Annotated in this window: 12 protein-coding genes and 1 riboswitch; of the genes, 6 read left to right on the forward strand and 6 right to left on the reverse strand. The window is 37.7% G+C overall.

Annotated elements, in window-relative coordinates; all coding sequences use genetic code 11:
• Positions 1-303: 303 nt before the first annotated feature.
• Positions 304-1,587: an acetyl-CoA hydrolase/transferase family protein gene (locus J2S13_RS15195; RefSeq protein WP_307258680.1), complete on the reverse strand. Its 1,284-nt coding sequence runs from the start codon at positions 1,585-1,587 to the stop codon at positions 304-306.
• Between the two features lie 250 nt (positions 1,588-1,837).
• On the opposite strand from J2S13_RS15195, the gene J2S13_RS15200 reads away from it, so the two are divergent.
• From J2S13_RS15200 to J2S13_RS15210, 3 genes are all read left to right on the forward strand, one after another.
• The gene (locus J2S13_RS15200) at positions 1,838-2,404 is read left to right on the forward strand and encodes a hypothetical protein (protein WP_307258681.1); all 567 of its coding nucleotides are present in this window, start codon (positions 1,838-1,840) and stop codon (positions 2,402-2,404) included.
• A 77-nt stretch (positions 2,405-2,481) separates the two neighbouring features.
• Complete coding sequence (locus J2S13_RS15205) at positions 2,482-3,474, forward strand: NAD(P)H-dependent flavin oxidoreductase (protein WP_307258682.1); 993 nt, start codon at positions 2,482-2,484, stop codon at positions 3,472-3,474.
• Positions 3,475-3,794: 320 nt separating this feature from the next.
• A riboswitch (SAM riboswitch) is annotated at positions 3,795-3,900 on the forward strand.
• 74 nt (positions 3,901-3,974) lie between these two features.
• Positions 3,975-4,133, forward strand: a complete 159-nt coding sequence (locus J2S13_RS15210) for a YezD family protein (RefSeq protein ID WP_307258683.1) — start codon at positions 3,975-3,977, stop codon at positions 4,131-4,133.
• Between the two features lie 205 nt (positions 4,134-4,338).
• Here the strand turns inward: J2S13_RS15210 and J2S13_RS15215 are convergent, their stop codons facing one another.
• Genes J2S13_RS15215 through J2S13_RS15225 form a run of 3 tightly spaced genes read right to left on the reverse strand, consistent with a single transcriptional unit; the run spans position 4,339 to position 7,334 of the window.
• Positions 4,339-5,235, reverse strand: coding sequence for a glycine betaine ABC transporter substrate-binding protein (locus J2S13_RS15215; RefSeq protein ID WP_307258684.1), 897 nt, complete (start codon positions 5,233-5,235; stop codon positions 4,339-4,341).
• Positions 5,235-6,083, reverse strand: a complete 849-nt coding sequence (locus J2S13_RS15220; RefSeq protein WP_307258685.1) for an ABC transporter permease — start codon at positions 6,081-6,083, stop codon at positions 5,235-5,237. The genes J2S13_RS15215 and J2S13_RS15220 overlap by 1 nt, the downstream gene beginning before the upstream one ends.
• Positions 6,084-7,334: a quaternary amine ABC transporter ATP-binding protein gene (locus J2S13_RS15225; RefSeq protein WP_307258686.1), complete on the reverse strand. Its 1,251-nt coding sequence runs from the start codon at positions 7,332-7,334 to the stop codon at positions 6,084-6,086.
• 223 nt (positions 7,335-7,557) lie between these two features.
• Here J2S13_RS15225 and J2S13_RS15230 point away from each other — a divergent pair, with 223 nt between their 5' ends.
• Positions 7,558-8,112, forward strand: coding sequence for a GbsR/MarR family transcriptional regulator (locus J2S13_RS15230; protein ID WP_307258687.1), 555 nt, complete (start codon positions 7,558-7,560; stop codon positions 8,110-8,112).
• Positions 8,113-8,340: 228 nt separating this feature from the next.
• Here the strand turns inward: J2S13_RS15230 and J2S13_RS15235 are convergent, their stop codons facing one another.
• The gene (locus tag J2S13_RS15235) at positions 8,341-9,867 is read right to left on the reverse strand and encodes a solute symporter family protein (RefSeq protein ID WP_307258688.1); all 1,527 of its coding nucleotides are present in this window, start codon (positions 9,865-9,867) and stop codon (positions 8,341-8,343) included.
• A complete protein-coding gene (locus tag J2S13_RS15240; RefSeq protein WP_307258689.1) occupies positions 9,864-10,247 on the reverse strand; it encodes a DUF485 domain-containing protein in 384 nt (127 codons plus the stop codon). Before J2S13_RS15240 ends, J2S13_RS15235 begins: the two co-directional genes overlap by 4 nt.
• A gap of 347 nt (positions 10,248-10,594) precedes the next feature.
• Between J2S13_RS15240 and J2S13_RS15245 the strand changes: the two genes are divergently transcribed.
• Positions 10,595-12,151 carry a hypothetical protein gene (locus J2S13_RS15245; RefSeq protein WP_307258690.1) on the forward strand — a complete coding sequence of 519 codons (1,557 nt, stop codon included), beginning with the start codon at positions 10,595-10,597 and terminating at the stop codon, positions 12,149-12,151.
• A gap of 228 nt (positions 12,152-12,379) precedes the next feature.
• Positions 12,380-13,105, forward strand: a complete 726-nt coding sequence (locus J2S13_RS15250; protein WP_307258691.1) for a YwiC-like family protein — start codon at positions 12,380-12,382, stop codon at positions 13,103-13,105.
• The last annotated feature ends 150 nt before the right edge of the window (positions 13,106-13,255 follow it).

A 13,255-nucleotide genomic window follows, 5' to 3' on the forward strand; every position in this document is an offset into this window, starting at 1 on the left:
GCGAGCAATTGAACTCATTCCCTTGTCCGTTTTTAAATATCTGAGAAAACTAGACTTTAATTTTTCTACAATTTCATTGTAAATAGCGAAGAGCCCTCTTTTTCATTGTGAATGAAACGATAAAATTTGGAATGATGAATCTTCTAATAAAATGGTTGTACACAGCAATCCTTCTGCGCCTATTCTCTAGAGAATTTCTCCGTTTTTTCCTACGATCAGTCAACATCAGCTTTTATGATCCCAGTGTAAACGTGCGAAATTCGTCCACCGATGGACAAGGCACTTCCGCATTTGTTCTTGCGACTAAATTAGATAGCCCATTTTTTTCACTTGGAAAGTGAGTTCTTCACGGAAGTTTGGATGAGCAATTCGGATTAATTCTTTTGTTCGCTCGCGAATCGTTTTTCCACGTAATCTAGCAATTCCATATTCTGTCACGATATAATCGACATCATTTTTCGACGTTGTCACTGGAGTTCCCCCATTTAAGACGGGTACGATTCTTGAAATCGTATCTTTTTTCGCGGTAGAGTGTAGGCATAGCACGGCTCTTCCAGCTTTGGATAAACGGGATCCAATTTGAAATTCAGCTTGTCCACCAGACCCTGACCAGTAGAAATTCCCCATCATTTCGGAGTTACATTGCCCAAGAAAGTCTACTTCAACTGTGGCATTGATGGTGACAAGGCTTTCATACCCAGCTAAATGACACACATCATTTGTAATCGTTACAGGGAGCATGCAGACAGCTTCATTTCGGTCTAGAAAATTGTATAGACGCTTTGAACCGAAAGCAAAGGTTGCCGTTAATTTTCCTTTGTAGGCGTGTTTCTTTTCGTTTGTTACGGCGCCGCTTTCATATAAATCTAGTACTTTATCAGGAATCATTTCAGTATGAATACTCAAATGTTTGTGATCAACTAAATTTTCCATAATGGCATTTGGTACAGACCCGTAGCCGATTTGGAGAGTATCTCCATCATGGATGAGTTCAGCCACGTAGCTGCCGATTGTCCGGTCTTTGTCCGTTACTTTCGGAGGGGGAGCTTCAGGTAAAGGTTGGTTATTCTCAATTAAAGCGGTTACATTTGAAATATGAATTTTATTTTCCCCATAAGTTCTAGGCATATATTCATTAACTTCAAGCAGAACTGTTTTTGCTTGGTCAATCATTTCAACTGTATAATCACAATTGGTTCCTAATGAAAAATATCCTTCTTCATCCATTGGAGATACAACAGCCATGATCACTTGATTACTTGTGAATTGTTTCAGTAGCTTTGGAACATCGGAAAAATGGTTTGGAAGAAGGTCAATTTTCCCTTCATTAAACGCTTTTCTTTCATACGCTCCCATGAACATACTAATAATTTGAAGTCGTTCTCTTGGTACAGAAATGATTTCTCTAGGTGTGAACATTTGGAAAAGGCGATTTCCTCGTAACCCCATATGAGTTTCTAATGCTTTCATTAGAGTAGGGGGTTCTGCTACTAATATAGGAGTAATAATATCGTCTCCGGGTTCAATCAAGGATACAGCATCTTGAGCTGACATTCTTTTATCTTGGTATTGACGGATCCAATCCATCTTCATCCCTCCTGGTGTGAGCTATTTTAATGTTCTGAAAATACTATACTATAAAAATAGACAAAATCATAGCAAATCTCCTTTTTTTAACATGGAAAAGAAAAAAAGATCGAAATTTTGTCTATTATGTGGAAATATCCCCTATTTCCCTCCTTTTTTTGAATTAATCCGCCTTATGATGAAACTTTCCGTCTAATTTTTCGTAAGAATGGGTATAGGGTAATAGGCAGGGAAGAGAGAGGTGCAGGAAATGGCTGAATTACAAACTAAGTTAATGCAAAGGAAAATCGTCATGATTACGGTGTTATTTATCTTATTGGTAATAATCATCTTTCTTATTTTCAGTCCTTTTTCGGTGGAAAGAAAAGAGGAGAGATATGTGAGGAAAATGAATCATATTTATTTGTTAATGGCTCGAAATAAAAAACTTGCAAATGATTTAATACAACATTACGAGAAGAATATTGGAAATCCTCCGGAGAATCCTCTTTTTTATCAGGAAAGTAATAGTTGGGATCAGCTAAAAACCAATTATTCAGAACAAATTCAAGAATTACAGAAAGGATATGAAACATCTAGCCAACTACTACAGGATCTTCCAGAGCCACCAGAGCCTTATATTACATGTTATTCTTTACTTTTGGATGCACATATCCTTTATCGACAATACATAAATTTAGCTCTTCATCCGACCGGAACGATTGATGCATATAGGAAAAAACAATTGGCTTTATATGAGGAAATGAATGAAAAGTTTTTGGAGCTTGAAAAACATTTAAAGCTCCAAAAACATATAAAAGTACGATTTACAAATTAGTTGAACTGGATAATTGAATAAATTATAATAGGATAGATTTCATTTATCAGAATTTTCTAATTAAGGGAGGAAGAGATGTGAGCAAGGAATTATTAAATCGTTGGTTAGGTCAAATGAGGTTGCCGGCAATATCTGCTCCAATGTTTTTAGTCTCAGGACCAGATCTTGTAAAGGAATGTTGTATGAATGGGATTATTGGGTCATTTCCAGCACCAAATGCTCGTCCAATTGAACAATTAGATGGATGGATGGGGCAATTAACAGAACAATTGTCAGAAGCGAAAAAACGAGAGCCCAATAGAAAAATAGCGCCATGGGCAATGAATATTGTCGTCCATAGTTCATATAGTCGTCTAGAGGAAGAATTGAATTTGATACGTAAATATCAGCCTGAACTTGTGATTACGTCATTAGGTAATCCGAAAAAAGTAGTGGAAGTTGTTCATAATTACGGTGGACTTGTTTTTTCAGATGTGAGTGATGCTTCATTCGCTCGAAAAGCAGCTGAATCTGGAGTAGATGGACTCATTTTGGTGGCGTCTGGAGCAGGTGGACATTCAGGAAATATCAATAGTTTTTCTTTTGTTGATACAGTCCGCTCTTTTTGGGATGGAATTATCATTTTGGCTGGCGGAATTTCGACAGGATATGGGATATTAGCAGCTCAGGCAGCCGGTGCAGACTTCGCCTATATGGGGACACGCTTTATTGTAGCAACCGACAGCATGGCTAATGATGAGTATCGACAAATGCTTGTCGACTCCACTCAGGAGGACATTATGTTAACGAATGCTTTTTCAGGTGTTAATGCGAATATGCTAAAACCGAGTATCATTCGCGCAGGCCTAGACCCAGCGGAATTAGAGAAGAAAGAGAAAATTGAGTTTGATAGTATGCATAAACAATCCAACACAAAAGCATGGCGTGATATTTGGTCAGCAGGTCATGGAGTGGGGGCCATAAGAGAAATCCAGACAACGGCCCAAATTATCGACCAGTTGGAAAAAGAATATAATGAAGCCATCCAGCTCATGAAAAGCAAGATTGCTAAAGTTAAACAATATAGTTAATTTTTAATATACAAATAACAAATAACGGGATATATAACTTAAAAAGACTTATGAAATCACCAATTCCACTTAGAATAAGCCCAAACAGGAACGGGAAATATGCTAAATTTATCACCTCAATATCATTACTTTCACTCAAATCAACATAACAAAGACAATCCAAATGCAAAAAAAGGGATGTTCACCGGCGAACATCCCTTTTCAATCGTCTGTAAACGGAGACTTTTGTTATGAATTTCCTATTTTTTTATAAATTTAAGTAAACACAGTTGACAACTAGGAATTGTCAACATACAATAAAGACAATCAATGATTGATCACTCTTATAAAGAGAGACGGAGGGAACTGGACCGATGATGTCTCGGCAACCATTAGCTATGTTAACTGGTGCCTCATCCAGCAGGGAATCGTCCTGAAAGATAAGAGGAAAGGGAGATGATTGCGGCCTCTTGTTCAGGGGTCGTTTTTACATGAATAGGGAAAGGTTAGGGGGAATGATCATGGGCAACCCTTCTTTAAAGGATACGGAAAAGGTCAATATTATTTTAAAAGCATTAAAAGGGATAGAATTTGGAACGATTCAGATTACGATTCATGAAGGACAAATTGTGCAAATTGATCAAACGATGAAACAAAGATTTCCGTTAGAAAAAAAATAATTTTTTGCTGACCGGACGTCCGGAGGCGATAGATTTCTCTTAGCTAGTTCAAAAATCTCCTAAACTTTTGGATCGGTATGAGGGAGGTCGGAAAAGGAAGGGGGAGATTAGACAATCGATGTGAAATATAAAGGGCAATCTTGCAGAGGGGAATTTTCCATCAAACAGAAAGAAACCACCTTGATGGTGGTTTCCTTGTACCTAATTATTTTAAATCTTCAATAGAATTGATGTCCATATAACTTGGAACAACTAAGCCGATTTTAGTTCCTTCTAGGTTTGCCCCTAAGTCTTCAAATTTACCATCGAATTTCTTAGCATAATCTTCATGTGTCACTGGAAGCCATGCTGCGACGGAAGCATCAACACTACCATCAGCTACGGCTGTCCACATTGGACCTGCTTCCACTTGATTTAATGTTACTTTAAAGCCAAGATCCTCTAACACTTTTGCAAGAACATTTGTACTGGCGATTTCACTTGCCCATGCTACATAGGCTAATTCGACTTTTTTACCTTTTACTTCTTTTACCCCTTTTGTCCATTTTTGAACAAGGTTTTTGTTGTCTTTTATCCATTGTTCAGCGGCTTTATCTGGTTTCATGCCATCTTCAATTTTCACCATGACTTCGCCCATATCGTCTGATGTCCAGTTAAATTGATCCAACACTTTATAGGCTTCTGGTAGATCTTTTTTCAAGTCTTTTCTTGCGATCGTATGAATATTTTCTTCTTCGCCATAAACACCTTTTGGATCTTCAAGAAATTTAAGATCAAATTTTGAGAATTTCCAGTGAGGAATCCACCCTGTAACGATAATAGGTTCCTCTTTGTCATAGGCCTTTTTTAAGGCTGCTGTCATTGCGGCTCCTGATCCCTCAACAATTTCCCAGTCATTTAATTCATATTCTTTGACTACTTTTTCGGTTGCTTTCATTACTCCCGCACCTGGGTCAATTCCGGTGATTTTGTAATCTACACTTTCACCAACAGAGCTAGCTTTCTCATCCTTAGATTTACTCGTTTCATCTGAACTTGAACAAGCAGCTAGACCAATTGTTAAACAGGCTGCAGCACTTATTTTTAAAATATTTTTGAACATTAAATGGTTCCTCCTTGTTTTTTCTTCCCGATATTTTGGGTTATTCGGTCTAAAACAATGGCAACGATTACGATTGCCAGTCCCGCTTCAAAACCGGTCCCGATTTGTAACTGTGTAACGGCTCGATACACTTCTGCACCAAGGCCTGGTGCTCCCACCATGGAGGCGATTACGACCATGGAAAGGGCGAGCATAATGCTTTGGTTTAATCCAGCCATAATGGTAGGCATGGCTAATGGAAGTTGTACTTTCATTAGTTTTTGACCTGTGGTTGAACCAAAGCTTTCGGTTGCTTCAATTAAATCTTCAGGCACTTGCTTAATTCCTAAAATCGTTAAGCGTATCGTAGGTGGCATCGCAAAAATGACCGAAGCCACTACACCTGGCACCATTCCGATGTTAAAAAAGAAAATGGCTGGTAATAAATAAACGAATGCCGGCATCGTCTGCATGAAATCTAGTAATGGTGTAATGATATGGCGGACGGTTTCATTTTGAGAAGCCCAAATCCCTAATGGAATGCCAATAATGGTTGATAGAAGGACTGATGTTAGCACAAGGGCAAGTGTATCTAGCATTCCTTCCCAATAACCTAAATAATCAATAAATAACAATCCAATTAGAGAAAATAAGGCGATTCTCCACCCAGCAAATTTCCAAGCTATAAGTGAAATGATGATGGCTAGAAAAATAGAAGGGGCGATATTTAACAAGGAAACGAGTGATTCAACCGTTGTCTCTAAAAAAAGGGACGTTTGATCAAATACCCCACTAAAATTAGTCGTTAACCATTCAATTCCCGCATCGACCCAATCGGCAAGGGGGAGTTTTGGCAATGAATCTTTCATTTACTTCACCTCCTTAGAAGGTGCGACTTCAGAAAGTGGTTCAGATAGGTAATCATTTATAAAGGAGTCGCTCCCTGTAAGTGCTCCAATTACAGCACCTTTTACGAGAAGTCCCTTTAATTTATTTTGATCAACGACGGCGACGGGGATCGAAGCACGAGAGACTTTTTCAAACAAATCAATGAGTAATGTTTCAGGAGAGACAATGTCTAGATTTGTTGTCATACAGTGAGAGAGAGAAAGGTTCTCTTCAATGGCTTTTTTCGCTTGTTGGGCGGTAATAGCCCCGAGTAATTGTTGGTGCTTGTCCACAACATAAATAGAAGAGATTCCGAGATTTTTCATTCGTTTTAGGGCGACTAATGGTCCTTTATCCACATGAATAGACTCTGGTCGTTTCATAATATGGCCCGCTGTTAACACTTTGGAAAGATCGACATCTTCAACAAAGCGTTCTACATACTCATCGGAAGGATTCATTAAAATTTCCTCTGGAGTACCAATTTGAACGACATTTCCATCCTTCATTAAGACAATTCGGTCGCCTAGTTTTAACGCTTCGTCTAAATCATGAGTAATGAAAACGATTGTTTTGGCCATGGAAGATTGTAATTCTAATAGTTCGTCTTGCATTTCTTTCCGAATAAGAGGGTCTAGGGCGCTAAAAGCTTCATCCATTAATAAAATATCGGGATCATTGGCAAGGGCTCGGGCAAGACCGACACGTTGCTGCATTCCCCCACTTAGTTGGTTCGGATATTGCTGTTCATATCCTTCTAATCCAACCAGTTGTAATGCTTCTGTGGCACGTTTTTCTCGCTCTAGTTTTTGGGTCCCTTGAATTTCTAAACCATATTCTGTATTTTGCAGAACGGTTCGATGGGGAAATAAAGCAAATTTTTGAAAAACCATACTAATTTTTTTTCGACGAATTTTTCTTAATTGTTCTTTATTCATATTAGTAATATTTTCGCCATCGATGAAGATTTCCCCTTGTGTAGGCTCGATCAATCGATTGATCATTCGAACGAGGGTTGATTTTCCGCTCCCCGATAAGCCCATAATGACAAAAATTTCACCCTCAAATATATCGAAGGAAGCTTGATTTACTCCAACTGTACCACCGGTTGTTTTTAAAATTTCGGCTTTGGATTTCCCCTCCTTCAATAATGAGAGTGATTTTTTTTCGTTTTTTCCAAATAATTTTGTTACTTTATTTACTTTGATTTTTACATGTTGTCCATTGTTCATCCTTCCACCTCTTGTCTAAAACTACATGCTATCTAATATTTTACATATTGTTCAATCCTGAACACAACCAGCAAATAACGTGCTGTTCTATCGTGTACTTTGTACAGAATAAACTGTACATAATAAATATGGGGAATTCAGAAAATTACTGTCGTTTTCTCTCGGATCCTCTCCTTTACTTCTATTCGATTGAAAAGTACGCTATACATAATGAGAGTGAAGGATGTGTTTAACATTGGAAAAAGAGGCAATAGCAAAAGCGAGGGAAAGAGTGATCGAAGCGATCGCCTATAATATTCATTTATATGGAGTGACCCCCTCCATTGGCCGACTGTATGGTTTACTTTTCTTTCAAAATGAGCCGATGACATTGGATGAAATGAAAACAGAACTACAAATGAGTAAGACGAGCATGAGTACTTCGGTAAGAACACTTGTTGATATGAAAATGGTCAGAAAGGTTTGGAAAAAAGGGGAGAGAAAAGATTTATATGAAGCGGAGGAAGATTGGTTCCAGACATTTATCAATCTATTTACTGATCAGTGGCGGGAAGGAACCGCAATCAATGTACAAGCCATTGAAAAGTCGAAAGCAGAACTTGTAGAATTATTAAACCAAGAATCGCTGGATGAATCATTACGAGAGCTCATTCAAATGGATATTGAGAAATTATCTTATACATTAAAATATTATGATTGGCTAAACCGACTAGTCGATCGTTTTGAATCACATGAAATTTTTAATTTCGTTCCAATAGAAGAAAATAATGAACAATAAGAAAGTGTCGTGGAAATTGTAAAAGTGGGTGGAAACAAAGGAAGAGAAAGGAATTGTGAAGGGGATGCCCGAAAGAGGAGTAGCCATCGGTCATTCTTGTATATGGTTGTTTAAAAGAAATGGCGGAAACATTTTCGGGTTTAAAATGGCCAATCATCCGAACAGATGAAGAACATGATTTAAGTGGCACTATGTAGGAATATTCCTACCTAATGCCACTTATTTAGATTATTTCAGTCCTGTATTGGCTTTTACGGTGACTTCTGCAAATTTCTTCTCATCGCGATTGCGAGAAAGAACGGTTCCCAAATAGGCTCCGATAAATCCAACAGGCACTGAAACTAGGGCTGGATTCGTTAAACTAAAGAGTGGGTCTCCAACAAAGATCGCCGCACCCGGTTCAGGACTTATAACATTGGGGCTTATCGCTACAAGTACAAGTGCTGTCAATAAACCAGAAAGCATTCCTGTGATGGCTCCAGTTGTATTAAATTTTCTCCAGTAAATCGTGAAAATAATGACTGGCAAATTGGCACTTGCTGCGATACAGAATGCAAGTGAAACAAGGAAGGCCACATTCATTTTTTGAGCAAAAAGTGCAAGCAAAATAGAAAGGATGGCAACAGAGATCGATGCATATCTTGCGGCAAGCATCTGTTGTTTTTCAGTTGCTTTTCCTTTTTTGATAATTTGTCCATAAATATCATGGGCAAATGCTGATGCACCTGATAATACAAGTCCTGCAACAACGGCTAAGATTGTGGCAAAGGCTACAGCTGAAACGAAGGACATTAAAAATTCCCCACCGAGAACTCCTGCTAGAAGCGGGGCCGCCATATTTCCAGCCGCATTGGCTTTAATAATATCAGTGGATCCTACGAAAGCGGCAGCTCCAAATCCAAGGAAAATCGTTAAAATATAGAAGATTCCAATTACCCATGTAGCTGTGACAACAGAGCTGCGAGCGGTTTTTGCATCTTTTACTGTAAAAAAGCGCATTAAAATATGAGGTAAACCGGCTGTGCCGAGAACGAGCGCTAATGTCATGGACAAAGTATCAAGTGGGTTTTTATATTTTACACCCGGATTTAAATAGTTCTCACCAAGGGGTGTTGCAGTCTTCATTTGATCGAACATCGTAAAAATATTGAAATTAAACTTTGCTAATACAAGAACAGAGATGATCACCGTTCCGATCATAAGCAAAACGGCTTTGACGATTTGAACCCAACTTGTCGCGGTCATTCCACCAAAAAGCACATAGATGGTCATCATGACCCCAACAAATAGAACCGCAATTTTATAATCCATTCCAAGTAAAAGTTGGATTAAGGCACCTGCGCCAACTAATTGCGCAATCATGTAGAAAATGACAATGGTGAGTGTGCTTAATGCTGCAACAGCACGTATTTTTTTTTCGTTAAATCTAGCGCTAATCATGTCAGCAAGAGTGTATTTGCCAAGATTACGAAGTGGCTCAGCCACAATGTATAATACGACAAGATAAGCCACTAAATAGCCAAGGGAGAAGAAAAATCCATCAAAGCCATTTAAGGCGACTGCTCCTGCAATTCCTAGGAAAGAGGCTGCAGATAAGTAATCACCTGCAATAGCAAGTCCATTTTGCCAACCGGTTAATCCTCCACCAGCTGTATAAAACTCACTGGCCGTTTTCGTACGCTTAGCTGCCCAAAACGTAATGAAAAGGGTAATTCCAACAATGACAACGAAAAATGTAATGGCGACTGCACTCATAGACGTTGATCTCCTTGTTCTAAATTTTCGATTATTTCATCAGACATTTGATCAAATTTATTCGCTTTTTTGACATAAACAGTACATAATACCCACGTCATTATAAATTGGGCAAAAGCAAAGACCCATGCCCAGGAGATCCCCCCCACTGCAGCCTTATTCAGAATAGTCGTGTAGGAAGTTAAAATAGGTAAAGTAAAGTAAAAGACCAAGAAGAAAATTGAGAATGGAACGAGAAAATTTCGTTTTCGTTTCACAAGATGTTTGAATTCTTCACTTTCAGATATTTGTTCATAATGAACTTGTTTTAATGTGGTGTTTGTTACTTCTTCTTTGTTTAAAGCTTGTTGAGGTACAGTTTTGATTACTGTGTTCCCCATGAACATCCCCCCGATCATTTCTTAAAAATATTTTAAAAATTCAGAATTATGATTATATTGTAAGAAATTTCTTACAATTTATCAACAAAAATGTTAAAAAAAGTTCATATAATTTCTATTGACATTTTAGAAAACTATTAATATATAATAATTTTTTCAAAAAAAGTAGGACATCTAATAGGGGAGGGATGAGGTATTTGGAATTTTTGCACAATAAAATCCAATATAATTCCACCTTCTTGAGCTAAAAAAAGATAACGACGGGGGAGAATGACTGTGGCCATTTAAAAATAGATCCATTTTTGTATATAATAAAGATAATATTATGATGACAACAGGAGGATATTATGGAAGGATCACAGTTCGCCCAGTCTCTCGTTTCTCTCAAAGGGGATCATTTACGATATGTATATGTTCTACTTTGTAAAATGAATATATGGGACTTTGTTTCTTTAAAAACGAAGGATTTCTTTTCGAAAGAACAATCTCAGCATTTTCTTACATTAATAGAGAAAGAGGCAGAATCGCTTGCATCCATTCGCGACGAAGAATTGCAGCTCGATCTACTTCTTCATTTAAGTAAAACATGGAAGCTGGAAAGTCGTTTTTTTGATCTGACAGAAGAAATCGAAAAGCAATGTACTGATATAGTCGACGATACGTTTGAGCTTATGTCGAAGCAGTTTAAGGAATTTGATTCTTTATATGAATCATTATATGACCATAATAAATTAGATGCGATCATTCATTGGCAAATGAAGCAGATTTTTGATTATCTACAAGATAAGAAAGGGGAAAATGAATGGCATCTTTGGATTTCTGATATTCTTGATTACCTTCATTTTTTACCGGATTACCAACAGGAGCAGTTAAAAGAGGCGGTGCAGATTTCTACTCTTGAACCGAAAGAGTTGCAAAAAGTGATCGAAAAACAGGGGGTGTTATTATTATTTACCGCCATTGTTGATCGTACAGGATTTGCCTTTTATAAACATCTTCTTCAATCATTAGCGGAAAAAACAATGAAGATGGAAGGACAATCTAGTACAACGATGTTTTTTAGTTGGTTATTAAACCCGAATTTACTGTTATCGCTGATCTTTCATGGAGGAACCGTCCTATATCGCTATCAAAATCTGTTATTTAATAAGGGACTCATTCCGATTGTGATTTTGCAAATGACTCTTCCATTTAAAGCGTCCGAGAAACAAGGAATAGAAGATTTGACGATTCTATGTGATCAATGGAATGAACGGTTTCTAGCCTATAAAACGATCCTTCGTACGATTGATCGCAATTTAAATGTACAAAAACGACTTAAAAAAGAGTTAGACTCCTTGAATAAGGAACTGAAGTCGATGCAAGATATGAAAAAGCAAACGGAATCTTTTTTAATACAAGTGAGAGAACGTTTAGTCGAACATATCCGCTTTGATGAAAATCGACCCTATTTTGGGGATTTAACCGTAAAATATAATCGACTTCAAGAGAGACTGAAAACGCTCGAAAAGAGACAGTCATCTGAACATGAGCGGAAATCGGGTGTATTCAAATCGGTTACTTCTTATATTAAATCAAGTCTAATTCAAACAGAAAAAAAACAGGCTGAAAAGAAACTACAAAAAATTTATGAACAAATGACTGACACGGTATTGGAAAAATATATCGACTATGAACCATCGCTTACGGGGGAAATGAAGCAAGCAAATAGTAAGTTGATTGAAATACGTGAGGAAATTCAAGCTATTTTAAAAGAGATCGACCATAAACAATCCTCCTTACAAATGGTGAAACAAAAGGAAAAAGAAGAACGAGAAAAGAAAGAAGAGGCCGAAAAGCGTACATACGGCTTAAAGCAGATCATGAAACAGGAAGTGGAAAGAGAAGCAAGTTATAGGCAGTAAGATTAGATGTTAATCGATTGAAGGACTGGGAGAGATTCTAGTTCTTTTTTATATTACCTTGACGGGCAGTGAACCCCCACCGAATGAAGTTTCACTTAATATTTCTTGAACAATGGAAAAATGGGTGTTGAAGATTTGAAATAAATGTGAACTGTGATATAGTTCACATTTTTAATAGAGGGGAATGGGTAAGATGGGGATAAGGAAACGAAAGGGAGGTTCGTGAAAATGAAACCGCTTATTCCAAATCAACATGGTGCTTGGGCCATGCTCATCATCCCTTTTTTTCTAGGTATCATCATTAGTGGGGGCACCTGGTTGCATATCCCTTTATTCATTGCTTGGTTCTTTCTTTATTTAGGTACCTATCCTCTCCTTATGAATATGAAGAAGAAAAAGAAACGACCGGAATTAACGAGATGGGGGATCTTTTATTTAAGCATAGCTTTCGTGATGATCACCATTGTCCTCATCTATCAGTGGAGAATGGTCTATTTTGGTTTGGCGATGCTTCCGTTTTTCCTCGTCAATCTTTATTTTACTAAAAAGAAACGTGAACGAGCCTTATGGAATGATTTTAGCGCGATTCTTTCATTTTGTATTGGGGGAATGGCCAGCTATTATGTAGGATCACAACAGGTGGATTCGCAATGTTGGATGATTGGAGGCATCAGCTTTTTATTCTTTGTTGGAAGTACATTTTATGTGAAGACGATGATTCGTGAGAAGAAAAATGTCGTCTTTCACCGAATTTCTTGGGGGTATCATATTGGGATTGTCCTGCTATTTATCTTCCTTCGTGAACCGTTCTTGTTTCTCGCATTCTTCCCTAGTTTGCTTCGTGCCATCATGATGGTAGGGAGAAAAATATCCACAAACAAAATTGGAGTGCTGGAAATTACGAATTCCGTCTATATGTTTTTGTTGGTTCTCGTGTACTTTTACCAATATTAAAAAGAAGGGATGTTCGCATTGTCCGAACATCCCTTGAGTGATGAGCAACTTTTCGCTATGTGTAAAATTTTACTCGGGGGTACCTGAGGCATATTTCTAGTCAAAAAAAGAGAAAGCACTCTATCATAAATGTATGCTAGACGGCAAATA

Origin of the sequence: Oikeobacillus pervagus, assembly GCF_030813365.1 — a bacterium.
Classification (GTDB): domain Bacteria; phylum Bacillota; class Bacilli; order Bacillales; family DSM-23947; genus Oikeobacillus; species Oikeobacillus pervagus.

Coding starts and splice junctions, on each gene's coding strand:
- J2S13_RS15210 (WP_307258683.1), top strand. CDS start 3,975: ATGGGCAACCCTTCTTTAAAGGATACGGAAAAGGTCAATATTATTTTA.
- J2S13_RS15235 (WP_307258688.1), bottom strand. CDS start 9,867: ATGAGTGCAGTCGCCATTACATTTTTCGTTGTCATTGTTGGAATTACC.
- J2S13_RS15220 (WP_307258685.1), bottom strand. CDS start 6,083: ATGAAAGATTCATTGCCAAAACTCCCCCTTGCCGATTGGGTCGATGCG.
- J2S13_RS15250 (WP_307258691.1), top strand. CDS start 12,380: ATGAAACCGCTTATTCCAAATCAACATGGTGCTTGGGCCATGCTCATC.
- J2S13_RS15195 (WP_307258680.1), bottom strand. CDS start 1,587: ATGGATTGGATCCGTCAATACCAAGATAAAAGAATGTCAGCTCAAGAT.
- J2S13_RS15245 (WP_307258690.1), top strand. CDS start 10,595: ATGGAAGGATCACAGTTCGCCCAGTCTCTCGTTTCTCTCAAAGGGGAT.
- J2S13_RS15230 (WP_307258687.1), top strand. CDS start 7,558: ATGTGTTTAACATTGGAAAAAGAGGCAATAGCAAAAGCGAGGGAAAGA.
- J2S13_RS15225 (WP_307258686.1), bottom strand. CDS start 7,334: ATGAACAATGGACAACATGTAAAAATCAAAGTAAATAAAGTAACAAAA.
- J2S13_RS15215 (WP_307258684.1), bottom strand. CDS start 5,235: ATGTTCAAAAATATTTTAAAAATAAGTGCTGCAGCCTGTTTAACAATT.
- J2S13_RS15240 (WP_307258689.1), bottom strand. CDS start 10,247: ATGGGGAACACAGTAATCAAAACTGTACCTCAACAAGCTTTAAACAAA.
- J2S13_RS15200 (WP_307258681.1), top strand. CDS start 1,838: ATGGCTGAATTACAAACTAAGTTAATGCAAAGGAAAATCGTCATGATT.